This is a genomic window from Modestobacter italicus, assembly GCF_000306785.1.
Lineage (GTDB): Bacteria > Actinomycetota > Actinomycetes > Mycobacteriales > Geodermatophilaceae > Modestobacter > Modestobacter italicus.
In genome coordinates, this window is record NC_017955.1 from 2,240,226 (window position 1) to 2,265,068 (window position 24,843).

Here is a 24,843-nt window from a genome sequence, read left to right on the forward strand (position 1 = left end):
CATGCACCTCGGCGTCGACAGCTTCGTCTCGGCGGTGACCGATCCCGCGTCGGGTCACGTGGTCGGGCCCGAGGAGCGGATGGCCCACCTGCTCGAGGAGATCGCCCTCGCCGACGAGGTGGGCCTGTACTCCTTCGGCATCGGCGAGCACCACCGGCCGGAGTACTACGACTCGGCACCGGCGGTCATCCTGGCCGCCGCGGCCGCCCGCACCTCGCGCATCCGGCTGGGCAGCGCGGTCAACGTGCTCAGCGCCGCCGACCCGGTGCGGGTGTTCCAGGAGTTCGCCACCCTCGACCTGATCTCCCGCGGCCGGGTCGACCTGGTCGTCGGCCGCGGGTCGTTCACCGAGGCGTTCCCGCTGTTCGGCCTGTCGCTGGCCGACTACGACTCGCTCTTCTCCGAGAAGCTCGACCTGCTGCTGCAGATCCGGGACTCGGAGGAGGTGACGTGGTCCGGGCGCCACCGCCCCGCGCTCACCGGCCAGGGCATCTACCCGCGGCCGCTGCAGGACCCGCTGCCGATCTGGGTGGGCGTCGGCGGGACGCCGGAGTCCTTCGTCCGCGCCGGCCTGCTCGGGCTGCCGCTGATGGTCGCCATCATCGGTGGGGAGCCGCGCCAGTTCGGCCCGCTGATCGACCTGTACCGCCGGGCCGGCGCGCAGGCGGGGCACGCCCCGGAGACGCTCCAGGTCGGCCTGCACGTGTTCGGCTTCGTCGCGGAGAGCACCCAGGCGGCCGCGGACACCATCTACCCCGGCTGGCACGAGATGTTCACCAAGGTCTCCCGCGAGCGCGGCTTCTCCCCGCCGTCCCGCGCGCAGTTCGACGCGACGAGCGGCCCGGACGGCGCGTTCTTCATGGGCGACCCGGACACCGTGGCCGAGAAGCTGGTGCGGATCTCGGGGCAGCTCGGCGGGGTGGACCGGATCTCGCTGCAGATGACCAACCCGCGGCTGGCGCACGCCGACCTGCTGCGCGGCATCGAGCTGCTGGGCACCGAGGTCGTGCCCCGGGTTGCGGCCGGCTGACCCCGGCCGACCAGGTGCGCGCGGTCGACAGGGACCATGGGGCGGTGAGCCCGGAGGAAGGACAGCCGCTGCCGGCCGGGCAGCTGTCCGCCCCGGACGAGGGCCCGGTGGTCGAGCCCGCCGGACGGCGGCGGCCCATGGGGCTGCTGCTGCGCGGGCTGCTGGTCCTGGTGGCCGTGGTGCTGGTCGTCGTCTTCCGGCACCGGATCGCCGAGTGGTGGGACGGGCTGGTCGGGGTCGCCTGGAAGTGGGTGCTCCTGGCGGCGGTCGTGCAGCTGCTGTCGATGCAGTGCCTGGTGGAGCAGCAGCGCGGGCTGCTGCGCGCCGGCGGTGGGTCGGCGCCGCTGGGCAGCGCCACGAGCACGATCTACGCGGGCAACACGATCTCGGCGACGGTGCCGGTGGCCGGTGCCGCGGCCAGCGCCGCGTACACCTACCGCCGGCTGCACGCGCTGGGCAACAGCACCGGGCTGGTGGGCTGGGCGCTGGCGGTCTCCGGGATCGCGGCGACCGCGTCGCTGGCGGTCGTGCTCGCCGTCGGCTCCGCGGTGACCGGGTCGCTGGTCGGGGCGCTCGGCGCGTTCCTCGCCACGGTGGCCGGGGTCGTCCCGGTCGCCGGGCTGGTGCTGGTGCTCCGGCACGCGCGGACCCGCGCGGTGGTCGTGCGCTGGGTCAGCCGGGCCGCCGCGGTGCTCGGCCGGTGGGTGCCGGCGCTGCGCAGCGACCGGGTCGGCCTGCGGGTCGACGAGCTGCTCAGCTCGCTCGGCTCGTTCCGGCTGAGCCCGCTCGCCGGGAGCGCCGCCGGCTTCTACGCGCTCGCCAACTGGGTGCTGGACGTCGCCACGCTCGCGCTCGCCCTGGTCGCCGTCGGCGCGCCGGTGCCCTGGCAGGGGCTGCTGCTCGCCTGGGCCGCCGGCGCCCTCGCCTCCTCGGCCCGGCTCACGCCGGGTGGGATCGGCGTGGTGGAGACGGCGCTCGCCTCCGCGCTGGTCGCCGCCGGGCTGCCCGCGAGCCAGGCCGTGCCGGCGGTGCTGGTCTACCGGCTGGTCAGCCTCTGGCTGCTCGTCGGCATCGGCGCGCTCTTCCTGGTCGCCACCCCCGCCGGCCGGCGCCGCACCCCGGACGACGCCGCGAGGGCCTAGGAGTCGTCGAGTAACTGCAGGTCGGTGCCGCGATGGCCCCCGGAACTGTCGTACCCCTCCCGTAGCTTGAGCGTGTGTTCGAGACCGGCGGGTTCGGGGTGGCGGTGACGGTGGCGCCTGCCCGCCCGGTAGACCCCGACCGCTGGGGCCCGGCGCCGGCGGGGGTGAGCCGGCGCCGCTCGCGGTTGTCGGAGGTGCTCGACCCGAGCGGCTTCGACGATGCCGGGCTGGCGCGGGAGCTGGCGGTGGTGGGGGACCTGCGGTCGCAGCTGGCGGCCTACGAGGCGGCGTTGGTCTCCGACTTCGCCCGCCGCCGCCCGGCCACCCAGGACCGGGATGCGGACCAGCCGGGGCACCGGGTGGAGGGCTGGACGCCGGGGATGGTGCCCGTGCAGGTGTCGGAGTTCTTCGCCGATGAGCTGGCCGTGGTGGCCGGGCTGTCCCCGCAGGCGGCGACGAAGCTGGTGGAGCGGTCGCTGGCGTTGGTGGGGGAGCTGCCGGCGACGTGGGCGGCGTTGGCCGATGGGTTGATCGACCCGCCGCGGGCGAACGCGATCGTCAAGGCCCTCGGTGGGCAGTCGACCGCTGCCGGTGGCCGGGTGGACCCGGCCGTGGTCGGTGAGGTGGAGGCGCAGGCGCTGCAGTGGGCGCTGGCGGGGGAGACGCCGGTGCGGTTGGCGGAGCGGACGGCGGCGGCGTTGATCGCGGTGGACGCCGCGGCGGCGGACCGGCGGCGGCGCAAGGCCGAGCAGTGCATGGACGTGCAGGCCAGGGCAACCGCGGACGGGATGGGTCAGCTGGTGGCGGACCTGCCGATGCCGGTGGCGGCGGCGTGCCGGGACGCGGTGGACGGCTACGCGCGGATGGCCAAGGCCGACGGGGACACCCGGCCGATCGGTCAGCTGCGGGCGCAGATCATGGCCGACCTGATCCTCCGCCCCTGGGACACGAGCCGGGAGCGGTGACGCGCACCTGCAGGGTCATCGCCCCGCTGCCGGGGCTGAGCACCCGGTCGGCCGGTGAGGGCACCCGGCCGACCGGCGGCGACCTGCGACCGTTCACGCCCCTGACCGACTCCGACACCGCGACGGTGGACGGCGCGCCGATCACCGCCGGGCAGCTGCGGGAGCTGCTGGAACAGCTCGACGCCCTCTGCCCGGGCGGGTTGCAGGCACCGACCGGCGGCAGCCTGGGCATCTCGCTGACCGACCCGGAGAGCGGGGCGCTGCGGGCGACGGTGACCCGGGGTGAGCTGGAGGCGCTGGTCCGCCGCGGCTGCCCGCAGCACGGCACCGGGACCAGCTGTGGCTGCGCGGTGCTGGACCGGCCGCCGCCGGTGGACCGGTACCGGCCGACGCCGGCGCAGCAGCGGTTCGTCAAGGCCCGGGACCGCACCTGCCGGCACCCCGGCTGCCGCCGTCCGGCACGGTGGACCGAGGCCGACCACGTCCACCCGCACGCCGAGGGTGGGCAGACCGCCTGCGAGAACCTGTGCTCGCTGTGCCGCCGGCACCACCGGCTGAAGACCCACGCACCGGGCTGGCGGTTCACCATGACCGACGACGGGGTCCTGTCCGTCACCACTCCCTCCGGGGTCACCCGCACCACGAGACCACCGGGCCTCCGGCTGCCCGGCGAACTCGTCCCGGTCCCGGTCGGCGGCCCACCCCCGGACCCGGCGGACGACCCACCACCGTTCTGACGACATGGCGACCTGTCGTCGTGGCGACCAGTCGAGGAGGCGACCTGTCGTCGTGGCGACCTGTCGAGGAGGCGACCTGTCCACGTGGCGACCTGTCGAGCTGGCGACGTGGCGACATGTCGACCTGTCGGGATGTCCAGCCGCCGTGCTCCAGCGCCTCAGCGCCGGACCGGGAAGACCAGGTGCGTGACGCGGTCGCCGTGCACCGTCGTGGTCGGCTCGCCGAGCAGCGCCGGTCCGTGCGCGATGCCGGTGAAGTACGGGCGGCCGGCACCGAGGACGACGGGGACGAGGTCGACGGCCACCTCGTCCAGCAGGCCGAGGTCGAGGCACTGGCTGGCGATCGTGCCGGCCGCGACCCCGACGACCGCGGCACCGGCGAGCTCCTGGGCTCGGGCCAGGCCGGCGACCACGTCGTCGCGGAACTCGGTCGAGGGTCCGGCGTGTGCCCAGCCCTGCGGCGGCCGGTGGGTGACCACGACGACCGGCACGCCCAGCGGGTGCCGGCCCTGCCACCCGTCGGTGAGGTCGAACAGCCGGCGACCGACGACGATCGCCCCCAGCGACCCCGTCCACGCCGCCCAGTGCGCGGCGCTCTCCGGCGTCAGGTGGAAGGTCAGGTCGTCGCGGGCGGTCCGCACCTCGACCTCCCCGGCGTCGTACCAGTCGAAGAGCGGGCCGGGGGTGTCGTCCGGCAGGGCGACGTACCCGTCCAGCGACATCGACGCTGATGACACGACCTGGCCCACGGCTCCTCCTGTCCCGGCGGTCGCGGGTGCTGCCGCCGCTGTCGAGGTGGAGACCCGCCGGGCCGGCGGAACTCAGCGGCCGTCCGTCAGCCGCCGGCGAGCAGGGCGCGTACCGCGTCGATCGTGTCCGCCTCGGCCGCGGTCTTGTCCGGGCGGTAGCGCAGCACCCGGGCGAACCGCAGCGCCACGCCGCCGGGGTAGCGCGGGCTGCGCTGCGCGCCGTCCAGCGCGATCTCCACGACCAGCTCCGGCCGCAGCAGCACACCCCACGGCGGCTGCTCGGCGGCCAGGTCGGGGAAGGTCGCGGTCTGCCAGTCCAGCAGCTCGTCGGTCATCCCCTTGAAGGTCTTGCCGACCATCACCGGCTCGCCGCCGTCGGGGTCGCGGGCGCCCAGGTGGATGTTCGACAGCTTCCCCGACCGCCGGCCGTACCCCCACTCCGCGCCGAGCACGACCAGGTCCAGGGTGTGCACCGGCTTGACCTTCTGCCACGCCTTGCCCCGCCGCCCGGCCGCGTACGGCGCGTCCAGCGCCTTGACCACGACGCCCTCGTGGCCGGCGGTGAGCGCGTCGTCCAGCACGCCGGCCGCCTGCTCGGCGGTGGGCCGCCGCACGCCGGGCATCCGCAGCGCCGCGTGCGCGTCGTCGGCCAGCAGCCCGGCCAGCGCGTCCAGCCGCACGGCCAGCGGCTCGTCGAGCAGGTCGCGGCCGTCCAGGTGCAGCACGTCGAAGAGGAACGGTGACAGCAGCACACCCGCGTCGGCGGAGTCGCTGCCGAACCGGCTCATCGTGTCCTGGAACGGCCGCGGCCGGCCGTCGTCGTCCAGCGCCAGCGTCTCGCCGTCCAGGACGGCGGTCTCGCAGGGCAGCGCGCGGATGCGGTCCACCAGCTCCGGCACCCCGTCGGTCACCTCGCGCAGCGTCCGCGTCCACACCCGGACGACGTCGCCGTCCCGGTGCACCTGGATGCGGGCGCCGTCCAGCTTGAACTCGACGGTGACCTCGCTGCCCAGGTCGGTGAGCGCGGCGTCCAGCGACGAGCCCGGGCTGGCCAGCATCGGCCGCACCGGACGGCCGACCTGCAGCTGCACGGCGTCCAGCGCCGCGACCCCGCCAGTCAGCGCGGTGGCCGCGGTCTCCGGCAGCCGGCCGGAGAGCATGAACGCCCGGCGTACCGCGGCCGCCGGCACGTCCGCCGCCAGCGCGACCGCGTCCAGCACCACGCCCTCCAGCGCGCCCTGCCGCAGCTCCCCGGTGAGCAGCCGGACGAGGAACTGCTGCTCCGACTCGGTCGCCGCCGCCAGCACCGCGCCGACCAACGCGTCCCGGCGGGCCGCGGACCCCGCCCCGGAGGTGGTCGCCAGCTCGTCGAGTGCCGCGTCGAGCGCGCCGACGGTCAGCGAGGGCTCCGCCGCCGGCTCGCCGGTCAGCCGGGACAGCGTCCGCCAGCCCAGCCCGAGCCGGCCCTGCCGGAGCTCACCGGACAGCCACGCGGTGACCGGCTCGACCTCCGCGTCCCCGGCCCGGCGGACCAGGTCGGCGATGGCCTGCGCCTTCGCCGTCCGGGAGCGGGTGGCGCTGACCGCGGCGGACACGGCGAGGACGTCGGCGAGGAGCACGCCGCCATGGTGGCACCCGCGCCGGAGCGGTCAGCCGCTGCGCGGTGGCGCGGCCAGCAGTTGCGCCAGGTGCAGCGCCGGCCGCCCGGCCAGCTGGTCGAGCTGGGTCCGGCAGGAGAAGCCGTCGGCGAGGACCACGGCGTCCGGGCCGGCCGACCGGACGGCGGGCAGCAGCGCGTGCTCGGCGATCGCCACCGACACGTCGTGGTGCCCGCGCTCCACGCCCCAGTTGCCGGCCAGCCCGCAGCAGCCGCCCACCCGGGTCAGCGTCGCCCCGGCCCGGCGCAGCAGTCGCTCGTCGGTGCTCCAGCCCAGCACCGAGTGGTGGTGGCAGTGCGGCTGCGCCACCACCTCCACCCCGGCCAGCGACGGCGGCTCCCAGCCCGGGGTCCCGGTCAGCAGCTCGGCCAGCGTGCGGGTGGCCCGGGCGACCCGCTCGGCCACCGGGTCCGCGACGAGCTCGGCGGCCTCCCCGCGCAGGACGGCGGTGCACGACGGCTCCACCCCGATGATCGGCATGCCCGCGTCGGCGTAGCCGGCCAGCGTGGTCAGCGTCCGCCGCAGGATCCGCCGCGCTGCGTCCAGCTGGCCGGTGGTGATCCAGGTCAGCGCGCAGCAGGTGTCGTCGGGCGGCAGCACGACCCGGTAGCCCGCGGACTCCAGCACCTGCACCGTCGCCGCGGCGGCCTCGGGGGCGAAGTGGTCGGTGAACGAGTCCACCCACAGCGCGACCGCCGGCCGGCCGTCGTCCGGGCGCGAGGTCCAGCCGGCGGAGAAGGTGCGCGGCGCGAAGGCGGGCAGGTCGCGGCGCTGGTCGACGCCGGCGGCCCACTTGGCCAGCGCGCCGCCGGGCCGGGAGCCGAGCACCGCGTTGACCAGCCGGGGCGCCCGGGCCGCCAGGTCCGACCAGCGCGGCAGCTGGCCCAGCGCGTAGTGCGGCCGCGGCCGCAGCCGGCGCCGGTAGGACTGGTGCAGCACCTCGGACTTGTAGGCGGCCATGTCCACCCCGGTCGGGCAGTCCCGGGAGCAGCCCTTGCAGGACAGGCAGAGGTCCAGCGACTCGTGCACCTCGGGCGAGCGCCAGTCGTGCACCGGCCCGCCGGGCGCCAGCATCTCCTGCAGCACCCGGGCGCGGCCGCGGGTGGAGTCCTTCTCCTCCCGGGTGGCCAGGTACGAGGGGCACATCACCGCGCCGGCGTCGGTCAGGTCGGCGCGGCACTTCCCGACGCCGGTGCACCGGTGCACCGCGGCGGTGAGGTCCCCGCCGTCGTGCCGGTAGGCCAGCGCGAGGTGCTGCCGGCGCGGCGCGACCTCGGCGACCCGGACGTCGGCGTCGAACGGCGCCGGGCGCACCAGCACGCCGGGGTTGAGCAGGTCGTCGGGGTCCAGCACGCCCTTGACCCGGGCGAACAGCGCGAGGACCTCCGGGGAGTACATGTGCGGCAGCAGCTCGCCGCGCGCCCGGCCGTCGCCGTGCTCGCCGGACACCGACCCGCCGTGCCGGGCCACCAGCCGGGCGGCGTCGGTGATGAACGCCCGGTACCGCGGCCGGCCGCCGTCCTCGTGCTGCGCGCCGAACGGGAAGTCGATCCGGACGTGCACGCAGCCGTCGCCGAAGTGCCCGTACGGCAGCCCCTGCAGGCCGTGCTCGACCAGCAGCGCCTCGAAGTCGCGCAGGTAGTCGCCGAGCTGCTCGACCGGGACGGCGGCGTCCTCCCAGCCGGCGTGCGCCGGCCGCCCGTCGCTGGTCCGGCCGGCCAGCCCGGCGCCGTCCTCCCGGATCCGCCAGATCGCCGCCGCCTCCGCCGGGTCGCTGACCACCAGGGTGTCGACCGCGCCGGACGCCGCGGCCATCCGCCGGGCGCGGTCGGCGACCTCGCCCGCGTCGTCGCCGGTGAGCTCGACGATCAGCCAGCCCTGGCCCCGCGGCAGGTCGGGGACGACGGCGGCGGGGACGTCCCGCAGCCGCTGGACGATCCGCGAGTCCAGCCCCTCGACCGCGGTCGGCGAGTAGGCCAGCAGCGGCGGCGTGGCGTCGGCCGCGTCCGGCATCGAGGGGTACCCGAGGACGACGAGCGCGCGCACCGCCGGCTCGGGCACCAGCCGCACCGTGGCGCCCAGGGTCAGCGCCAGGGTCCCCTCGCTGCCCACCAGCGCCCGGGCCAGGTCGCTGCCGCGCTCGGGCAGCAGGTGCTCCAGCGCATAGCCCGACACCTGCCGGCCGAAGCGGCCCAGCTCGGTGCGGAGCACCGCCAGGTGCGCGTCGACCAGCGCCCGCAGCTCCGCCGGCAGCGCACCGCTGCCGTTCAGCCGCAGCCGGGTGCCGGCGCCGGTGACGACGTCGAGGGCGGCCACGTTGTCCGACGTCCGGCCGTAGCCCAGCGCCCGCGAGCCGCAGGCGTTGTTGCCGATCATCCCGCCGATCGTGCAGCGGTTGTGCGTGCTCGGGTCCGGGCCGAACCGCAGCCCGTGCGGCCGGGCGGCGGCCTGCAGCGACGCCTGGACCACGCCCGGGTCGACCACCGCCGTCCGCGCCTCCGGGTCGATCGCGTGCACCCGGGACAGGTACCGGCTGGTGTCGAACACGACGCCGGGACCGACCGCGTTACCCGCGATCGACGTCCCGGCGCCGCGCGCGGTCAGCGGCACCCCGAGCTCCCGGCAGACCGCCAGCGTCGCGACGATCTCGTCGGGGTGCCGGGGGCGCACCACGGCCCGCGGCAGCACCCGGTAGAGCGAGGCGTCGGTGGAGTACAGCGCCCGGGCCAGGCCCGAGTCGTCGACGTCGGTGACCCCGGCGCGGCGCAGGCCCTCGACCAGTGCGGCGTCCGGCCCGGCCGTCCGGGTCACCACAGGCGGATCGACCGGCGGAAGATGCCCTCGAGGTCGTCCTCGGTGACGTCCTTGGGTGCGGTCGCCAGCAGCCGCTGCTGCTTGAGCGTGCCCTGCACCAGGTCGCCGATGTCGCCCTCGTCGTAGCCGACCGCGCCGATCCCGCCGGGGATGTCGATGTCCCGCATCAGCGCGATCAGCACCCCCGGCAGGAACTCCGCGGCGTCGCCCGGCTCCTCCGCGCGCGGGTCGAGCAGCTGCGCGGCGCGGCGGTGCCGCTCGGGGCTGGCGTCGAAGGTGAACCGGAAGGCCTCCGGCGCGGTGAGCGCCACCGACATGCCGTGCGGGATCATCGGGTGGTCGTCGGGGTAGTCCTTGGGGGAGAAGTCCTTCACCCGGCCGGCGATCGGGTAGGCGTTGGCGTGCGGGATGTGCACGCCGGCGTTCCCGAAGCCCATCCCGGCGAAGGTGGCCGCCATCGCCATCTCCGCGCGCGCCTCGTCGTCCTCGCCGTGCTGCACGGCCCGGCGGAAGGAGCTGGCGAGCAGGCTCATCGCCTTCTCCGACCACATGTCCGCGATCGGGTTGGCCCCGCAGTAGGGCACCCGCTCCTCCGGCCGCTTGTGCTCGTAGGTCGTGTACGGCCGCGCGGTGTAGCTCTCCAGCGCGTGGCACAGGATGTCCATCCCGGCCGCCGCGGTCACCCCGGCCGGCTGGGTGCGGGTGAGCGAGGGGTCGATGACCGCCAGCGTCGGCCGCAGCCGGGCGTGGCTGATGCCCGTCTTCACCTTCAGCGACAGCACGTCGAGCACGCAGATGGTGGTGCTCTCCGCGCCGGTGCCGGTCGTGGTGGGGACGGCGACCAGCGGGTGCAGCGGGTTCGCCGGCGCCCGGCCGCCGCCGACCGGCTTGTTGACGTAGTCCATCAGCTCGCCGGGGTTGGTCGTCATCAGGTTCACCGCCTTGGCGGTGTCGATGCTCGACCCGCCGCCGACGGCGACGATCGCGTCCCAGGGGCCGTTCTCCCGGGCCCAGTCGACGGCGTGCTGGAGGCTCTCGTCGGTCGGCTCGACGTGCGCACCGTCGAAGACGTGCGCCTCGATGCCGAAGGTCGTCATCTGGTCGGCGACCCGCTGCGGGGAGCCGGTGGCGGCCACCCCGGGGTCGGTGACGACCAGGACCCGCTGAGCGCCGGTCTGGCTGAGGTCGTAGCCGATCTCGTCGGCGGCGCCCACCCCGAACTTCAGGTGGGGCGCGCCGTAGGTGAAGACGCTCTCGGGGTTCGCGGGCTGGAACGTGGACGTGGGCTGCGACATCGCCTCTCCTCGCTGAGCAGACGGGGGATGCCCATCCTGCTCCCCCGGGGAGCGCGGTGCGCAGGCCGGCCGCGCCGCGGCCCCCGGGTCAGCGCCGGGCGGCCAGTGCGGCGAGCTCGTGGGCCGACTCGACGGTCGGCGCGCCGGCGACGGCCCGCTCGAGTGCGCGTCCGTCACGGCGGAGGGAGCGGAGCTGGTGCCGGCGGGCGAGGGCGGTGCGGAGGCTGGTCATGGCGGTGTCCCTGCTGCTGCACGATCCCTGCGGCGTCCTCCCGGCGCCGTCAGTTCGTATATCAAACTGTCGTCCTCGCGGCGGCGTCCGTCAAGCAGCTGTGAGCCACGGATCAGCGGTGCGCCGACCGCTTCCCGGCGGGTCGCCCGAGGGTCACCATGGCTGCCACCGCGGACGCACGGGGGCACCCGCACCAGCACCCCCGAGGAGTCCGCCATGGCCGTCGCCGACAGCCTCCGCACGTCCACCGTCGTGTCCGCCGCCCCGGTCATGCGGGTCGGCGACGACCTCGCCGCACGGCTCACCCGCACCGAGGTCCAGCGCGGTCCGTCGTCGGTCCCCGGGCGGGAAATCGTGCAGGTGCTCACCGAGCTCCCACGGGGGATGGAGTCCGGCTGGCACACCCATCCGGGGGAGGAGGTGGGGTACCTGGTCGGCGGCACCGTGGAGCTGTCGATCGAGGGGCAGCCGACCCGGACGGTGCGCGCCGGCGAGGGGTTCCTCATCCCGCCGGGCACCCCGCACAACGCCCGCGACCTCGGCCCGGGGACCGGGCGGATCGTCTCCACCTACCTCGTCGAGGTCGGCCGGCCGCTGGCCGTCCTGACCGGGGGAGGCGTCCTGCCCGCGCGTCGCGCTGGGCTCGCCGGGGCCGGATAACGGTTCGGCTGCGGCGCGGGGGTGTCGGGTTGTCCGCCGACCCGGACGGCGGGACCTTCGGCACGTCGTCGGGCGGAACTCCGGGTGCCGGGACCGGTCGCGGCCGTCGCGAGAGGTGCAGCCGCATGTGGACGCTGCTGTGGGTCGTCGTCTGCTTCGTGGTGCTGTCGGTGGGCGTCGCCGTCCTCGCCCGCAGCACCACGTCCCGGTGGGAACGCGAGCGGGTCCGCCGCCGGCGCCCGCCCCCACCGCCGGCAGAGCCGGTGCCCTCCGGGGTCGCGGCCCGGCTCGGCCGGGTCGTGGCCACCGCCCGGCCGACGGCCGCGCGGGTGGAGGGGCTCCGGCGGGCCGCGGGGCACGGTCTGGCGTCGGTCCGCCGGCGCGGCGGGCGCGCGGTGCCGCGGGTCACCGCCGTCCTCCGGCGCGTGCACCTGGAGCACCGGCACCCGGCCCAGCTCGCCGCGCGGGTCGTGCACCGCCGCGGCCACCGCGGCCCGGTGCCCGAGCCGCCGGTCGGCGGGCAGGGCGAGCACGCGGTCGAGCAGGAGCGCGGTCGCCGCGGCGTCGAACCGTAGCGGGCTCAGCGGCCGTGCAGCGCGGCGAACTCGCCCGGGGTCATCCCGGTGACCCGGGCGAAGTCGCGGCTGAAGTGCGGCTGGTCGGCGTAGCCCAGCGCGGCGGCGACCTCGGCCAGGGTGGTGCCGCGAGAGCGCAGCCGCTCGGCCGCCTCCTGCAGCCGGCGCCGCTGGACCAGCCACTTGGGGGTCAGCCCCAGCCGGCGGTGCACGAGCCGCTGCAGGCTCCGCTCGGACAGCCCGGTCTCCGCGCACAGCTGGGCCACCCGGGTCACGTCCGGCCGCTGCTCGACGAACGCGACGAGCTCGTTGACCTGCTCGCCCTCGGCGTCGATCGGCAGGAACCGGTGCAGCGCGTCCCCGACGGCGTCCATCGCGGCCCGGTGCGCAGCCGGCGAGCGCGGGTCGGCCGCCATCGCCCCGCGGACCCGGGCGACCATCCGCCTCCCCTCGTCGCCCAGCACCTCGGCGACGTCGACGAACCGGTCGGTGTACGCGGCCATCGACCCGCCGGCGATCAGGGAGCCGGCGGCCGGCTCGCACATCAGCCCCACCGCCCAGCCCTCGCCGGTCAGCGTGGTCGTGGACAGCCCGGGCACCACGCCGTAGAAGCGGGCGTACTCCGCGGACACCACGACCAGGGCCACCGGGTACTGCAGCACCTTCTGCGGCGCCTCGAGCCCCGGCGGCACCGACCACACCGGGATCCAGAACCGCCGCAGCAGCCCGGCGAACTCGTCGTCCACGGGGTAGCGGGACATCGTGTGCGAGGCGTCGCGCGGGTCCTTGAGGTGGGCGCGCTCGACCTCGTCCGACCGGCGCGTGGCGCCGTCGCCGGTCACGGCCGCCGGAGCCGGTCGTCGAGGGCCTGCTGCGGCAGGACGACCTGCACGGTGCTGCCGTGCCCCAGCTCGCGGCCGTCCGCCGCGACGGCCCGGCACGCGCAGGTCAGCCGGTTGCCGCGCAGCTCCACGCACTCTGCGGTGACCTGGACCATGTCACCGACCCAGGCGGGCGCGAGGTGCTCGACCGACAGCGACCGCCCGATGGCCGCCTCGCCGGGCTCGAGGGAGCGGAGCAGCAGCTTCCGCCCGGCCTCCTCGAAGTGCTCGGCCATGCGGTAGGTCGCGTACACCGGGTGCACCGGCCCGAGCTCGCCGAACCGGACGGTCATCTCCGGGGTCACCACCACCACCAGCTCCGCCGTCGCACCGACGGGCACGGGGATCACGCGTCGAAGTCGACCGTGACCTCGTCGGTCAGCGGCAGGGTCTGGCAGGTGAGCACGTAGCCGCGCGCCACCTCGCCGGGGTCCAGGGCGTAGTTGCGGCGCATCTCCACCTCGCCGCCGGTGACCCGGGCCCGGCAGGTGCCGCACACCCCGCCCTTGCAGGCGAAGGGCAGGTCGCTGCGCACCTGCTGCGCCGAGTCGAGCACCGGCACGCCGCGGGGCAGCGTCAGGGTCGTGGAGCGGCCGTCGAGCACGATCGTCACCTGCGAGCTGGGGCCCTCGACCGTCTGGTCGTCGCCGCGCACCGGCTCCGGCGGCAGGTCGTCGACGTAGAACAGCTCCTGGTGCACCCGCTCGACCGGCACGCCGAGCTCGGTGAGCAGGGCGCGGGCGTCGGTGACCATGCCGTGCGGCCCGCACAGCCACCAGTGGTCGACCTCGGGGACGTCGACGAACGCGCCGACCAGGGTGCGCAGCCGCTCGCCGTCGAGCCGGCCGCTGGTCAGCTCGGCGTCCCGCGGCTCGCGGGAGAGCACGTGCACCAGCTGCAGCCGGGTGCCGTAGCGGTCCTTCAGGTCGGCGAGCTCGTCGGCGAACATCACCGTGTTGGTCCGCCGGTTGCCGTAGAAGACGGTGACGGTCGACTCGCCGTCGCGGAGCACGGTGGCGGCGAGCGAGAGCACCGGGGTGACCCCGGAGCCGGCGACGACGAACACGTGGTCGGCCGGGGTGGACAGGTCGGCGGTGAAGGTGCCCGACGGCGGCAGCACGTCGATCTCGTCGCCGGGCCGCACCTCGTGGACCAGGTAGGAGGAGAAGAAGCCGCCGGGCACCTCCCGGACGCCGACCCGCGGGGCGGCGCCGACCGGCGCGCAGATCGAGTACGAGCGCCGCTCGTCCCGGTCACCGTCGACCCGGCGCAGGGTGAGCGCCTGACCGGGTGCGAAGGCGTAGTCGGCGGCCAGCTCGGCCGGGACGTCGAAGGTCACCGCGACCGCGTCGTCGGTGAGCCGCTCGACCTCGGCCACCCGGAGCGGGTGGAACTGCGGCCTCCGGCGCTGCACCGACGTCATCAGATCTCCTTCACGTGCTCGAACGGCTCGAGGCAGGCCCGGCAGCGGCGCATCGCCTTGCACGCGGTGGCGCTGAACTCGCTGACCTCCTCGGTGTCGGTCGACCCGCACTGCGGGCAGCTCGCCGTCCGCCGGGAGGGCCCCAGCTGCAGCGGCACCGGACCGGCGGTGCGCACCGGGGCGCGGCCGGGTGGCGCGATGCCGCCGGCGGCGAGCTTGCGGCGGCCCTCGTCGCTGATCCAGTCGGTGCTCCACGCGGGGGAGAGCACGGTGCGGACGTCGACGTCGGCGAACCCGGCCCGGTGCAGGGCGTGCACCAGGTCGGCGCGCATGACGCCCATGGCCGGGCAGCCGGAGTAGGTCGGGGTGATCTCCACGACGACGGTGCCGCCCTCGGCGCGGACGTCCCGCAGCACCCCGAGGTCGGCGAGGGTGAGCATCGGCAGCTCGGGGTCGGTGACCGTCGCGGCGACCGCCCGCGCGTCGGCCAGCACCGCCGTCACCACGTGGCGGCCGGGTGCTCGCGGGCCAGGCCCTGCAGGTCGGCGAGCAGCGCGGTCAGCTCCGGGCCGTGCTGACCGAGGCGGCCGCGGCTGGGCTGCCCGGCGGGCCACGGGGGGACGGTCAGCGTCGCGCGCTCGAGCACCAGGGTGAGCACGTCGCGCACCTCGTCGCGGACGTCGGCCGGGTCCACCGCCACGCCGGCCGCGGTCAGCCGGGTCTCGACGTCGGTGGCGGTGAACAGGTCGGCCAGCAGCGGCCAGACGGCGTCGACCCCGGCCTGGGCGCGGCGGTGCGACTCCGCGGTGCCGTCGCCGAGCCGCAGCACCCAGCGGGCGGCGTGGTCGCGGTGGTAGGTCAGCTCGGGCACGCCCTTGGCGGCGATCGCGGCGAGCACCGGGTCCCGGGACCCCCGCAGCCGGGAGAACACGGCCAGCCGCCAGGTCGAGGCGGCCAGCAGCCGGACGACGGTCTGCCCGAAGTCGCCGTTGGGGGCCTCGACGAGCAGGCAGTTGCGGAACTCGTCGGAGTCCCGGAAGTAGGCGAGCGCGTCCTCGTCCGGGATCGAGTCGGTGGCCAGCGCGCGGGAGCGGCCGAGGACGCCGACCGAGCCGGCCCGGGCCAGCAGCAGCCGGGCCTGGCCGAGCAGGTCCAGCCCGCAGTTGGCCAGCGCCACCTCCTCCTCCAGCTCGGGGGCGGCGGTCACCCACTGGGTGAGCCGCTGGCAGAGCACCAGCGCGTCGTCGCCGAGCATCAGGCAGTAGGCGCCCAGGTCGGCCGGGTCGAGGCCGTCGGGCACGGTGGTGTCCACCCCGGCCAGCGGCTCGTCGAACCCGGTGCCGAACGCCCACTGCCCCTCGCCCCCGTGGGCGTGGTCCAGCGCGTCGTACACGGTCTCTTCATGCATCGATGTGCCTTTCTCGGCCCCCTCTCAGGGGCCCGCCGCCGAGGTACGAGGTGGTGGGGGGAGAGGGGGTCCTTTCGCCGCTCACATGTGGGGGACGTCGTCCGGGATCTCGTAGAACGTCGGGTGCCGGTAGACCTTGTCCCCGCTGGGGGCGAACATCGGGTCCTTCTCGTCCGGGCTGGACGCGGTGATGTCCGCCGCCCTCACCACCCAGATGCTCACGCCCTCGTTGCGACGGGTGTAGACGTCGCGGGCGGCGTGCACCGCCATCTCGTCGTCCGGGGCGTGCAGCGAGCCGACGTGCACGTGGTTGAGCCCGCGCTTGCCGCGGACGAACACCTCGTAGAGCGGCCAGTCCCGGCGGGCGGTCGACGCCTTCGGCTCGACCGGGATCTCCGGCCCGGTCGGGACGGCGCCGTGCCCGCCCTCCGCGGTCACGTCGCTCACGCGTGCTTCTCCGCGTAGACGCTGGCCGCCTCGGTCACCCAGGCGTTGTCGTCGCGGGCGGCGCGCCGGCGGGCGATCCGCTCGTCGTTGCACGGGCCGTTGCCGGCGAGGACCTGCTTGAACTCGGTCCAGTCGATCGCGCCGAAGCGGTACCGGCCGGTCTCCGGGTCCAGCGCGAGCTCCGGGTCGGGCAGCGTCACGCCGAGCACCTCGGCCTGCGGCACGGTCATGTCGACGAACCGCTGGCGCAGCTCGTCGTTGCTGTGCCGCTTGACGCCCCACGCCATCGACTGCGCCGAGTTGGGGCTGTCGTCGTCCGGCGGGCCGAACATCATCAGCGACGGCCACCACCAGCGGTCGACGGCGTCCTGCACCATCGCCCGCTGCGCCTCGGTGCCGCGCATCATCGTCATCAGCAGCTCGTAGCCCTGCCGCTGGTGGAAGGACTCCTCCTTGCAGACCCGGATCATCGCCCGGGCGTAGGGCCCGTAGCTGGACCGGCACAGCGGCACCTGGTTGCAGATGGCCGCGCCGTCGACGAGCCAGCCGATGACGCCGACGTCGGCGTAGGTGAGCGTCGGGTAGTTGAAGATCGAGCTGTACTTCTGCTTGCGCTCGATGAGCTTGTCGGTGAGGTCGGCCCGGTCGGCGCCGAGGGTCTCCGCCGCGGCGTAGAGGTACATGCCGTGCCCGGCCTCGTCCTGGACCTTGGCCAGCAGGATCGCCTTGCGCCGCAGGCTGGGCGCGGCGAGCAGCCAGTCGCCCTCGGGCTGCATGCCGATGATCTCGGAGTGGGCGTGCTGCGCGATCTGCCGGACCAGGCCCTTGCGGTAGGCCTCCGGCATCCAGTCGCGCGGCTCGATCCGGTGGTCGGCGGCGATCGTGGCGTCGAACTGCGCCTGGAGTGCTGCGGTGCCGGCGTCGCGGCTGTCGGTCGGGCGGTCCAGTGCGGGCGCGGACATCGCATCTCCTCGGGAGCTCTCGGATCGGGCATTTACCGACCGGGCGTTCAGTAATAGTGTGACGCGGGACAACGCAGTCCACAAGCGCCGGTGCCGATCCGCGCGGCGCGCAGTCCTGAGGGGACCCCGCGATGACCCGTGCGACCAGCGAGACCACCCGCCGGCTCGGCGCGGCCCCCGACCCGGCGCTGCTCGACCCGGCCGAGCGGATGGGCGTCGACGAGCTGCGGGCCCTGCAGCTGGAGCGCCTGCGGTGGACGCTGCGGCACGCCTACGACAACGTGCCGCACTACCGGGCGGCCTTCGACGCCGCCGGCGTCCACCCCGACGACTGCCGCGAGCTGGCCGACCTGGCCCGCTTCCCGACCACGGCCAAGGCCGACCTGCGCGAGAACTACCCGTTCGGGATGTTCGCCGTGCCGCAGGACCAGGTCCGCCGGGTGCACGCCTCGTCCGGGACGACCGGCCGGCCCACCGTCGTCGGCTACACCGAGCGCGACATCGCCACCTGGGCCGCGGTCATGGCCCGCTCCATCCGGGCGGCCGGCGGCCGGGCGGGGGACAAGCTGCACAACGCCTACGGCTACGGCTTGTTCACCGGCGGGCTCGGTGCGCACTACGGCGCGGAGGCGCTGGGCTGCACGGTCATCCCGGTGTCGGGGGGCATGACCCCGCGTCAGGTGCAGCTGATCACCGACTTCCAGCCGCGGGTGATCATGGTGACGCCCAGCTACATGCTCACCGTCATCGACGAGTTCGAGAAGCAGGGCATCGACCCGCGGTCCTCCAGCCTGCAGATCGGCATCTTCGGCGCCGAGCCGTGGACCGAGCAGATGCGCACCGAGATGGAGGAGCGCCTGGACATCGAGGCGGTCGACATCTACGGCCTGTCCGAGGTGATGGGCCCGGGGATCGCGCAGGAGTGCGGAGAGAGCAAGGACGGGCTGCACGTCTGGGAGGACCACTTCCTCCCCGAGGTGATCGACCCGGCCACCGGCGAGGTGCTGCCCGAGGGGGAGCAGGGCGAGCTGGTGTTCACCTCGCTCACCAAGGAGGCCATGCCGGTCGTCCGGTACCGCACCCGCGACCTCACCCGGCTGCTGCCGGGCACCGCGCGGCCGGGCATGCGCCGGATGGAGAAGGTCACCGGCCGCACCGACGACATGATCATCCTGCGCGGGGTGAACCTGTTCCCGACCCAGATCGAGGAGGTCGTGCTGCGCACCCCGGGGCTGTCGCCGCACTTCTCCCTCGAGCTGACCAGCCGCGGCCGGATGGACCACCTGACGGTGCACGTGGAGGCGCGCCCGGACTGCCCGGCCGAGCGCCGCGACGTCGCCGCGCGCGAGGTGGAGACGGCGGTCAAGGACACCGTCGGCACCTCCGTCGAGGTCCGCGTCGTGGACCCGGAGACGCTGGCCCGCTCGGTCGGCAAGCTCCAGCGGCTCACGGACCGGCGGGTGCGGTGACGACCGTCCCGGCGCGCCGGGGGCGCCCCGGGCACTCGCTGGACTCGCTGCTCGACGTCGCCGTCGCGGTGTTCAACGAGCGCGGCTTCGAGGCGACCAGCATGGACGAGCTGGCCACCCGGCTCGGCGTCACCAAGTCCGCGATCTACCACCACGTGCCGAGCAAGGTCGAGCTGCTGCGGCTGGCCCTGGACCGGGCGCTGGACGGGCTGTTCGCCGTCCTGGACGAGCCCGGCGCGACCACCGGCCCGGCGATCGACCGGCTCGAGCACGTCGTCCGCGGGTCGGTGCGGGTGCTCACCACCCAGCTGCCGTTCGTCACCCTGCTGCTGCGGGTGCGCGGCAACTCGCCGGTGGAGACCGACGCCCTGCGGCGGCGCCGCGAGTTCGACCGGGTCGTCACCGACCTGGTGCGCGCGGCGGAGGAGCAGGGCGACGTCCGCCCGGACGTCGACCCCGCCGTCACCAGCCGGCTGCTGTTCGGCACCGTCAACTCGCTCACCGAGTGGTACCGGCCCGGCCGCGGGCTGGACGCCGACGCGCTGGCCGACGCCCTCGTCACCACCACCTTCCGCGGCCTGCGCACGGCCGCCCGACCCTCCCCGCGAGAGGCCCTCCGATGAGCGCACCGATGCTGCCCAGCTACGTCGCCGGACGCTGGTACACCGCCCCGGACGAGGGCGTGCCGATCGCCGACGCGGTCACCGGCGAGACCGTCGTCCGGGTCTCCAGCACCGGGCTGGACGTCGCCGCGATGCTCGACCACGCCCGCTCCGTCGGCGGCCCGGCGCTGCGCGAGCTGACCTTCCACCAGCGCGCCGGCCTGCTCAAGCAGCTCGGCCTGCGGCTGATGGCGGAGAAGGACGCCTTCGACGCCCTGTCCCGGCGCACCGGGGCCACCGACCGGGACAGCGCCGTGGACGTCGACGGCGGCTTCGGCACGCTGCTCTCCTACGCCAGCAAGGCCCGCCGCGAGCTCCCCGACGACACGGTGGTGCTCGACGGCGGCGTCGAGCCGCTGGGCCGGGGCGGCACGTTCGTCGGCCAGCACCTCTACACCTCGCTGCGCGGGGTGGCGGTGCAGGTCAACGCCTTCAACTTCCCGGTCTGGGGCTTCCTGGAGAAGCTCGCGCCCACCTTCCTGGCCGGCGTGCCCACCGTCGTGAAGCCGGCCAGCCAGACCGCCTACGTCACCGAGGCCGTCGTCCGGTCGATCGTGGCGAGCGGGCTGCTGCCCGAGGGAAGCGTGCAGCTGCTGGCCGGCAGCGCCGCGGGCGTGCTCGACCTCCTGGGCGGCCAGGACCTCGTCGCGTTCACCGGGTCGGCGTCGACCGCCCGCACGCTGCGCAGCACCCCGGCCGTGGTGGCGAACTCGGTGCGGTTCAACGCCGAGGCCGACTCGCTCAACTGCTCGGTGCTCGGCCCGGACGCCACCCCGGACACCCCCGAGTTCGGCCTGTTCGTCGACCAGCTCGTCGAGGAGATGACCATCAAGGCCGGGCAGCGGTGCACCGCCGTCCGCCGCGCGCTGGTGCCCCGCGAGCTGGTGGACGACGTGGTCGAGGCCACCCGCGCCCGGCTGGCCGAGGTGGTCGTCGGCGCACCCGGCGCGGACGGCGTCACGATGGGCGCGCTGGCCAGCCTCGGCCAGCGCGAGGAGGTGCTGCGCTCGGTCGCCGCGCTGCGCGGGGTGGCTGCGCTGGTGTCCGGGGACCCGGCGCGCGTCGACGTCGTCGGTGCCGACGCCGAGCGCGGCGCGTTCCTGCCGCCGCTGCTGCTGCGCTGCGACGACCTGTCCGCCGCCGAGCCGCACGACGTCGAGGCGTTCGGGCCGGTGAGCACGGTGCTGCCCTACGACGGCGTGGCGCAGGCGGTGGAGCTCGCCGCCCGCGGCCAGGGCAGCCTGGTCGCCTCGCTGGTCAGCCACGACCCGGCCGTCGCGCGGGAGTTCGTGCTCGGCGCCGCGCACGCGCACGGCCGGGTGCTGGTGCTCGACCGGGACGACGCCGCGGAGAGCACCGGCCACGGGTCACCGCTGCCGGTGCTGGTGCACGGCGGCCCCGGCCGGGCCGGCGGCGGCGAGGAGCTCGGCGGGATCCGCGGCGTGCTGCACGCCATGCAGCGCACCGCCGTGCAGGGCTCGCCGGACGCGCTGACCGCGATCGGCGGCCGCTGGGTGACCGGCGCGCAGCGGCGGGACGACGGCGTGCACCCGTTCCGCAGGTCGCTGGCCGAGCTGCGGATCGGGGACTCGGTGACCGCCGGGCCGCGGGCGGTCACCCTCGCCGACATCGAGCACTTCGCCGAGTTCACCGGCGACACCTTCTACGCCCACACGGACGAGGCGGCGGCCGCGGCCAACCCGCTGTTCGGCGGCCGGGTCGCGCACGGCTACCTCATCGTCTCCTGGGCCGCCGGGCTGTTCGTCGACCCCGAGCCGGGCCCGGTGCTGGCGAACTACGGGGTGGACAGCCTGCGGTTCCTCACCCCGGTCAAGCCCGGCGCGGAGCTGACGGTGACGCTCACCTGCAAGCAGATCAGCCCGCGCGGCGGCGCCGACCACGGCGAGGTGCGCTGGGACGCCGTGGTGGTCGACGGCGACGGGCGGCCGGTGGCCACCTACGACGTCCTCACCATGGTCGCGAAGACCTGGCCCCCCGCCGGCTGACCCCTGGCCTCAGCCGGCGGTCTCCTCCTGGTCGACGCACAGGATGTTGCCCTCGCTGTCCTTGAACCAGGCCGCCCGGCCGAGCCCCTCCATCGAGGCGATCGCGCCGTCCCACCGCACCCCGGGCATGTCCGCGTAGACCTCGAACTCGACGCCCTTGGCCTCGAGGTCGTGGACCTCGGCCTCGATGTCGTCGACGTGCCACTGCGCGATGGTGTGCCCGGCCTGACCGGCGTAGGCGGTCTCGTAGACGTTGAAGGTCGTGCCCCCGTCGGTGCGGTAGACGAGGTTGACGCCGCCCAGCTCGCGGGTGGGGGTCAGCCCCAGCTTGTCCGCGTAGAACGCCCGCGCCCTGCCGAGGTCGGCTGCGGGGATGTTGGCCTCGACCCTGCTGGTGCTCAGCATGGTCAGCTCCTGAAGGGGATGCCCCCGTACGGATGGGACGCACCGACGCTAGGCCGGGGCAGCAGGGGTGGCAAGGGTCAGGCGGCCACGGCGGTGACGAAGGTGCAGACGCCCTCGCCGTCGTCGGCCCGCTGGCGCAGCCCGAGCGCGCGGAGCACCGCCAGCTCGACCCGGTGCACCCGCTGCCGCAGGCCGGTGTAGTCCATGCTCCCCGCCCGCCGGACCTCGATCTGGTCGAACCCGGCCTGGCGGACGTGCTCGGTGAGCATCCAGTCCGGCAGCAGGGTGATGTGCCCGGGCTCGTAGTAGTGCGTCGGGCCGAAGAAGACCGGGGCGCCGCGCAGCACCGTCTTCAGCAGCGAGTGCGGGTGGGTGACGTTGGGGGTGCTCACCACCAGCCTGCCGCCGGGGCGGAGCAGTGCCCGGACCGACCGCAGCACCTGCCGCGGGTTCTCCACGTGCTCCAGGGTCTCGACCGAGACGACCAGGTCGAACGGGCCCTCGGTGTCCTCGGTCCACTCGGGGTGGTCCAGGTCGAGCCGGTGGATCCAGTCGTGCGGCGGGAAGAGGTCGGTCGGGACGACGTCGAACCCGGCGTCGCCGAGCCGGAGCGCCAGCGCGCCGCAGCCGGCACCGACCTCGAGGACCCGGCCCCCGTCCGGGAGCGCCGCCCGCACCAGGGTCACCGCGTACTCGTGGACGCCCGGTGCGGCGTGCACGGAGTGGCCGCGGTAGGCGCGGGCGCTGGCCGTTCGCTGGATGGTCGGGCGCACAGTCGGCGTCACCCGCACAGGTTCCCATGCCGCCGCCCGCGCCGACGGGCCTGGTGGTCACCTGCGCGTCGGAGCAGCATGGGGCGGTGGCCTTCGACGTCGACCGGTTGCTCCGGCTGTGGAGCGACCCGCTCCCGGACGACGGAGCCGCCGCGGCCGCGTTCCGGGAGCTCTACACCGACCCGGTGACCGTCAACGGCGCCCCGGTGCCCGCCGCGGGCCTCGTCGTCCGCGCCCGGGCGCTGCAGACCGCCCTCGACCGGGTCGAGCGGGAGGTCGTCCACGTCGTCGAGGCCGGTGACCAGGTCGCCGTGGCGTTCCGGTTGCGCGGGCGGCACACCGGCACGCTGTCCACCTCCGCCGGGCCGGTGCCGGCCACCGGCGGGGTCGTCGAGCTCCGGGTGATCGACGTGCTGACCCTCACCGACGGCCGGATCAGCGACACCTGGATGGTCGCCGACGAGCTCGGCGCCCTGGCCGGCACCGGCGCCGTCCGGGTGGCGTCCCCCACGGGCGGGGGCTGAGCAGGCTCCGGCTCAGCGGGCGCCGTCCACCGGCAGCCGGACCCGCAGCACGGTCTCGCCCGGCCGGAGCTCGATGCCGATGTCACCGCGGTGCCGGTCGACGATCCGGCGGGAGATGTCCAGGCCCAGGCCGGTGCCCTCGCCGACGCCCTTGGTGGTGAAGAACGGGTCGAAGGCGTGCCGCGCGGTCTCCGGGGACATCCCGGCCCCGGTGTCCGCGATCTCCACGACCACGTCGCCGCCGTCCACCCGGCTCGAGACCCGCAGCGTGCCGGAGCCGCCCAGGGCGTGGAGCGCGTTGTCGACGAGGTTGGTCCACACCTGGTTCAGCTCGGCGGCCAGCGCCGGGATGCGGGGCACCGCAGCGCTGTGCTCCCGGACGACGGTGACGCCGGCGGGGATGCGGTGGGCGAGCACCACCAGCGTGCTCTCCAGCCCCTCGGCCACGTCGGTCTGCTGCATCGACGCCCGGTCCAGCTGCGAGTAGGACCGGGCCGCGGCGACCAGGTCGGAGATCCGGCGGGTGGACTCCTTCACCTCCGCCAGCAACGCGGTCGCGGCGAGGGTGCTCACCACCCACTCCAGGCCGGGCTCGAGCCGGGCGCTGCCCAGCACCTCGGCGGCGCGCTCGCACCAGAGCTCGTCGGCACCCGCAGCGGCCAGAGCGGGCGCCAGCACCCAGTCCCGCCGCACGCCGTGGCCGGTCAGCCAGTCCGACAGGGCGTCCTCGCGGTCGGCAGCGCTGAGCGGGTCGCCGGGCGGGACCGGGGCCAGCTCCTGCCGCAACGAGTCGAGCGCGGCGAACTGCGCGGCGGTCACCGGCGCGGCGGCCAGCGACCGGAGGGAGTCCAGCATCTGCTCGTGCGCCTCGCCGAGGGCGTCGACGGCCCGGGACGCGGCGGCGGCCGGGTTGTTGAGCTCGTGGGCGAGCCCGGCCGCCAGCGTGCCCAACGCCGCGAGCGCCTCGCGCTGCCGGGCCATCGACTCGTAGTTGCGAGCCGACCGGGACACCCCCTCGACCAGGTGGAGGCCCAGCGGGAAACGGTCGGCCCAGACCCGGTGCAGGTCCTCGGCCGGCACCCGCAGGACGCGCGCGCCGGTCGCGGCCCGGCCGGTCGCGAGGTAGACGCCGTGCTCGTCCCACGCCCGGAACCCGCCCGCCCAGCGGCCCGGCACGTCCATGACCCCGAGCCGGGTCTCCTCGTGCCCGACGTGCCGCAGCAGGTCGATGCGGCCGTCGAGGAGCACCCACCAGTGCTCGGCGGGCCGGTTCTCGGCGAAGACGACGTCACCGGCCCCGGCGTGCACCTCGGTGCCCGCCGCGACCAGCGCGGCCAGCTGGTCCTCGCCGGTGCCGGCGAAGAGCCCGAGCGGGCGGAGCTCGTCGAGGTCCATCACGTCGCCCCGGGACGGTGGACGGACATGGCTCCTCCTCCGCGGACGACGGTGCGCGCATCGAAGCACGCCGCACGCGGTCAGCGGGGGCTCCGGTGCACCCCGTCCGGGGTGGTGCCGTGCCGCCGGCCGGCGCGCCGGCCGCTAGGTTGGGGCCATGCCGATCGGGTCGCCGGGGGACGAGCCCGCACGCAGCCTCCGCGAGCTCGGGCTGCCGGCGCGGGCGGTCACCGTGCTGACCCGGGCGGGGATCACCGACGTCGACCGGCTCGCGCGGCTCAGCCGGGAGGAGCTCGCCGCCGTCCCCGGCCTGGGTCCGGGGACGATCGCCGCGATCCGGCGCGTGCTGCCCGGGGCGCCCGCGCCGGACGTCGAGGAGGAGTCGCCGGACGCGCCGGCGATCCCGTCGTTCGACTCGCTGCGCGCCCCGCGCGGCCGCTCCGCCGTCGACCTGCTCACCGCCGGGCCGACTCCGCCGCCGACGCCGCCGCCGGCTGCGCCCGCGACCGGCCCGCGGCCGGCGGAGTACGGCGACCTGCTGCGGTTGGGCGTCCGGCTGGCCTGCTGGTCGCTGCGCCAGCCGGGTCGCCTTCTGCACCGGCTGCTCGGCGACCGCGGCTGACCCCGGCGG

Annotated in this window: 26 protein-coding genes; 11 read left to right on the forward strand and 15 right to left on the reverse strand. The window is 75.6% G+C overall.

Features of this window, described 5'->3' with window-relative positions; genetic code table 11:
- The first annotated feature begins 1 nt into the window (after position 1).
- From MODMU_RS10975 to MODMU_RS26955, 4 genes are all read left to right on the forward strand, one after another.
- The gene (locus MODMU_RS10975; RefSeq protein ID WP_014740304.1) at positions 2-1,030 is read left to right on the forward strand and encodes an Atu2307/SP_0267 family LLM class monooxygenase; all 1,029 of its coding nucleotides are present in this window, start codon (positions 2-4) and stop codon (positions 1,028-1,030) included.
- A gap of 44 nt (positions 1,031-1,074) precedes the next feature.
- Complete coding sequence (locus tag MODMU_RS10980) at positions 1,075-2,172, forward strand: lysylphosphatidylglycerol synthase transmembrane domain-containing protein (protein WP_014740305.1); 1,098 nt, start codon at positions 1,075-1,077, stop codon at positions 2,170-2,172.
- A gap of 74 nt (positions 2,173-2,246) precedes the next feature.
- The gene (locus MODMU_RS26950) at positions 2,247-3,137 is read left to right on the forward strand and encodes a hypothetical protein (RefSeq protein ID WP_014740306.1); all 891 of its coding nucleotides are present in this window, start codon (positions 2,247-2,249) and stop codon (positions 3,135-3,137) included.
- Positions 3,134-3,874 (forward strand): HNH endonuclease signature motif containing protein, encoded by a 741-nt coding sequence (locus tag MODMU_RS26955; protein WP_014740307.1) that lies wholly within the window; start codon positions 3,134-3,136, stop codon positions 3,872-3,874. The genes MODMU_RS26950 and MODMU_RS26955 overlap by 4 nt, the downstream gene beginning before the upstream one ends.
- Before the next feature lie 158 nt (positions 3,875-4,032).
- Here MODMU_RS26955 and MODMU_RS10990 read toward each other — a convergent pair whose 3' ends face one another.
- The 5 genes from MODMU_RS10990 to MODMU_RS28465 form a co-directional block, all read right to left on the reverse strand.
- Positions 4,033-4,611, reverse strand: coding sequence for a dihydrofolate reductase family protein (locus MODMU_RS10990; protein WP_231851834.1), 579 nt, complete (start codon positions 4,609-4,611; stop codon positions 4,033-4,035).
- 98 nt (positions 4,612-4,709) lie between these two features.
- Positions 4,710-6,242 (reverse strand): ATP-dependent DNA ligase, encoded by a 1,533-nt coding sequence (locus tag MODMU_RS10995; RefSeq protein WP_014740309.1) that lies wholly within the window; start codon positions 6,240-6,242, stop codon positions 4,710-4,712.
- Between the two features lie 30 nt (positions 6,243-6,272).
- A complete protein-coding gene (locus MODMU_RS11000) occupies positions 6,273-9,092 on the reverse strand; it encodes an FAD-binding and (Fe-S)-binding domain-containing protein (protein WP_014740310.1) in 2,820 nt (939 codons plus the stop codon).
- The gene (locus MODMU_RS11005) at positions 9,089-10,390 is read right to left on the reverse strand and encodes a hydroxyacid-oxoacid transhydrogenase (protein ID WP_014740311.1); all 1,302 of its coding nucleotides are present in this window, start codon (positions 10,388-10,390) and stop codon (positions 9,089-9,091) included. The genes MODMU_RS11000 and MODMU_RS11005 overlap by 4 nt, the downstream gene beginning before the upstream one ends.
- Before the next feature lie 88 nt (positions 10,391-10,478).
- Complete coding sequence (locus MODMU_RS28465; protein ID WP_166503454.1) at positions 10,479-10,622, reverse strand: hypothetical protein; 144 nt, start codon at positions 10,620-10,622, stop codon at positions 10,479-10,481.
- A 216-nt stretch (positions 10,623-10,838) separates the two neighbouring features.
- Between MODMU_RS28465 and MODMU_RS11010 the strand changes: the two genes are divergently transcribed.
- Together MODMU_RS11010 and MODMU_RS28890 are read left to right on the forward strand one after the other, a co-directional pair.
- Entirely contained in the window at positions 10,839-11,282 is a 444-nt protein-coding gene (locus MODMU_RS11010; protein WP_014740312.1) for a cupin domain-containing protein, read from the forward strand.
- A gap of 125 nt (positions 11,283-11,407) precedes the next feature.
- Entirely contained in the window at positions 11,408-11,857 is a 450-nt protein-coding gene (locus MODMU_RS28890; protein WP_014740313.1) for a hypothetical protein, read from the forward strand.
- A gap of 5 nt (positions 11,858-11,862) precedes the next feature.
- Here the strand turns inward: MODMU_RS28890 and MODMU_RS11020 are convergent, their stop codons facing one another.
- The 7 genes from MODMU_RS11020 to paaA all read right to left on the reverse strand — a co-directional run bounded on the left by MODMU_RS11020 (position 11,863) and on the right by paaA (position 16,978).
- Positions 11,863-12,699, reverse strand: a complete 837-nt coding sequence (locus MODMU_RS11020; RefSeq protein WP_014740314.1) for a helix-turn-helix domain-containing protein — start codon at positions 12,697-12,699, stop codon at positions 11,863-11,865.
- Positions 12,696-13,088: a thioesterase family protein gene (locus MODMU_RS11025; protein WP_014740315.1), complete on the reverse strand. Its 393-nt coding sequence runs from the start codon at positions 13,086-13,088 to the stop codon at positions 12,696-12,698. The genes MODMU_RS11020 and MODMU_RS11025 overlap by 4 nt, the downstream gene beginning before the upstream one ends.
- The gene (gene paaE / locus MODMU_RS11030) at positions 13,085-14,161 is read right to left on the reverse strand and encodes a 1,2-phenylacetyl-CoA epoxidase subunit PaaE (protein ID WP_014740316.1); all 1,077 of its coding nucleotides are present in this window, start codon (positions 14,159-14,161) and stop codon (positions 13,085-13,087) included. Before paaE ends, MODMU_RS11025 begins: the two co-directional genes overlap by 4 nt.
- Entirely contained in the window at positions 14,161-14,655 is a 495-nt protein-coding gene (paaD, locus tag MODMU_RS11035; protein ID WP_231851835.1) for a 1,2-phenylacetyl-CoA epoxidase subunit PaaD, read from the reverse strand. The genes paaE and paaD overlap by 1 nt, the downstream gene beginning before the upstream one ends.
- 5 nt (positions 14,656-14,660) lie before the next feature.
- Positions 14,661-15,569 (reverse strand): 1,2-phenylacetyl-CoA epoxidase subunit PaaC, encoded by a 909-nt coding sequence (gene paaC, locus MODMU_RS11040; RefSeq protein ID WP_041795187.1) that lies wholly within the window; start codon positions 15,567-15,569, stop codon positions 14,661-14,663.
- 81 nt (positions 15,570-15,650) lie between these two features.
- On the reverse strand, positions 15,651-16,016 hold the full coding sequence (gene paaB, locus MODMU_RS11045; protein WP_014740319.1) for a 1,2-phenylacetyl-CoA epoxidase subunit PaaB: 366 nt from the start codon (positions 16,014-16,016) through the stop codon (positions 15,651-15,653).
- Positions 16,013-16,978, reverse strand: coding sequence for a 1,2-phenylacetyl-CoA epoxidase subunit PaaA (gene paaA, locus MODMU_RS11050; RefSeq protein WP_014740320.1), 966 nt, complete (start codon positions 16,976-16,978; stop codon positions 16,013-16,015). Before paaA ends, paaB begins: the two co-directional genes overlap by 4 nt.
- Before the next feature lie 131 nt (positions 16,979-17,109).
- Between paaA and paaK the strand changes: the two genes are divergently transcribed.
- Genes paaK through paaZ form a run of 3 tightly spaced genes read left to right on the forward strand, consistent with a single transcriptional unit; the run spans position 17,110 to position 21,115 of the window.
- On the forward strand, positions 17,110-18,447 hold the full coding sequence (paaK, locus tag MODMU_RS11055; RefSeq protein WP_014740321.1) for a phenylacetate--CoA ligase PaaK: 1,338 nt from the start codon (positions 17,110-17,112) through the stop codon (positions 18,445-18,447).
- Entirely contained in the window at positions 18,444-19,070 is a 627-nt protein-coding gene (locus tag MODMU_RS11060) for a TetR/AcrR family transcriptional regulator (protein ID WP_014740322.1), read from the forward strand. The genes paaK and MODMU_RS11060 overlap by 4 nt, the downstream gene beginning before the upstream one ends.
- The gene (gene paaZ, locus MODMU_RS11065) at positions 19,067-21,115 is read left to right on the forward strand and encodes a phenylacetic acid degradation bifunctional protein PaaZ (protein WP_014740323.1); all 2,049 of its coding nucleotides are present in this window, start codon (positions 19,067-19,069) and stop codon (positions 21,113-21,115) included. The genes MODMU_RS11060 and paaZ overlap by 4 nt, the downstream gene beginning before the upstream one ends.
- Positions 21,116-21,124: 9 nt before the next feature.
- On the opposite strand, the gene MODMU_RS11070 is transcribed toward paaZ, so the two are convergent.
- Positions 21,125-21,520, reverse strand: coding sequence for a VOC family protein (locus MODMU_RS11070; RefSeq protein WP_014740324.1), 396 nt, complete (start codon positions 21,518-21,520; stop codon positions 21,125-21,127).
- 77 nt (positions 21,521-21,597) lie between these two features.
- On the reverse strand, positions 21,598-22,305 hold the full coding sequence (locus MODMU_RS11075; protein ID WP_014740325.1) for a class I SAM-dependent methyltransferase: 708 nt from the start codon (positions 22,303-22,305) through the stop codon (positions 21,598-21,600).
- Positions 22,306-22,379: 74 nt separating this feature from the next.
- Between MODMU_RS11075 and MODMU_RS11080 the strand changes: the two genes are divergently transcribed.
- On the forward strand, positions 22,380-22,817 hold the full coding sequence (locus MODMU_RS11080; protein ID WP_014740326.1) for an ester cyclase: 438 nt from the start codon (positions 22,380-22,382) through the stop codon (positions 22,815-22,817).
- Between the two features lie 12 nt (positions 22,818-22,829).
- On the opposite strand, the gene MODMU_RS30025 is transcribed toward MODMU_RS11080, so the two are convergent.
- Entirely contained in the window at positions 22,830-24,212 is a 1,383-nt protein-coding gene (locus MODMU_RS30025) for an ATP-binding protein (protein WP_014740327.1), read from the reverse strand.
- 157 nt (positions 24,213-24,369) lie between these two features.
- On the opposite strand from MODMU_RS30025, the gene MODMU_RS11090 reads away from it, so the two are divergent.
- On the forward strand, positions 24,370-24,834 hold the full coding sequence (locus MODMU_RS11090; protein ID WP_014740328.1) for a DNA-directed RNA polymerase subunit alpha C-terminal domain-containing protein: 465 nt from the start codon (positions 24,370-24,372) through the stop codon (positions 24,832-24,834).
- Positions 24,835-24,843 lie beyond the last annotated feature (9 nt).

Excerpts from the sequence above, each read along its gene's own strand:
- MODMU_RS10975 (WP_014740304.1), top strand. The coding sequence starts at position 2 with ATGCACCTCGGCGTCGACAGCTTCGTCTCGGCGGTGACCGATCCCGCG.
- MODMU_RS11005 (WP_014740311.1), bottom strand. The coding sequence starts at position 10,390 with ATGTCGCAGCCCACGTCCACGTTCCAGCCCGCGAACCCCGAGAGCGTC.
- MODMU_RS28465 (WP_166503454.1), bottom strand. The coding sequence starts at position 10,622 with ATGACCAGCCTCCGCACCGCCCTCGCCCGCCGGCACCAGCTCCGCTCC.
- MODMU_RS11010 (WP_014740312.1), top strand. The coding sequence starts at position 10,839 with ATGGCCGTCGCCGACAGCCTCCGCACGTCCACCGTCGTGTCCGCCGCC.
- MODMU_RS28890 (WP_014740313.1), top strand. The coding sequence starts at position 11,408 with ATGTGGACGCTGCTGTGGGTCGTCGTCTGCTTCGTGGTGCTGTCGGTG.
- paaE (WP_014740316.1), bottom strand. The coding sequence starts at position 14,161 with ATGACGTCGGTGCAGCGCCGGAGGCCGCAGTTCCACCCGCTCCGGGTG.
- paaC (WP_041795187.1), bottom strand. The coding sequence starts at position 15,569 with ATGCATGAAGAGACCGTGTACGACGCGCTGGACCACGCCCACGGGGGC.
- paaA (WP_014740320.1), bottom strand. The coding sequence starts at position 16,978 with ATGTCCGCGCCCGCACTGGACCGCCCGACCGACAGCCGCGACGCCGGC.
- paaK (WP_014740321.1), top strand. The coding sequence starts at position 17,110 with ATGACCCGTGCGACCAGCGAGACCACCCGCCGGCTCGGCGCGGCCCCC.
- paaZ (WP_014740323.1), top strand. The coding sequence starts at position 19,067 with ATGAGCGCACCGATGCTGCCCAGCTACGTCGCCGGACGCTGGTACACC.
- MODMU_RS11070 (WP_014740324.1), bottom strand. The coding sequence starts at position 21,520 with ATGCTGAGCACCAGCAGGGTCGAGGCCAACATCCCCGCAGCCGACCTC.
- MODMU_RS30025 (WP_014740327.1), bottom strand. The coding sequence starts at position 24,212 with ATGGACCTCGACGAGCTCCGCCCGCTCGGGCTCTTCGCCGGCACCGGC.
- MODMU_RS11090 (WP_014740328.1), top strand. The coding sequence starts at position 24,370 with ATGCCGATCGGGTCGCCGGGGGACGAGCCCGCACGCAGCCTCCGCGAG.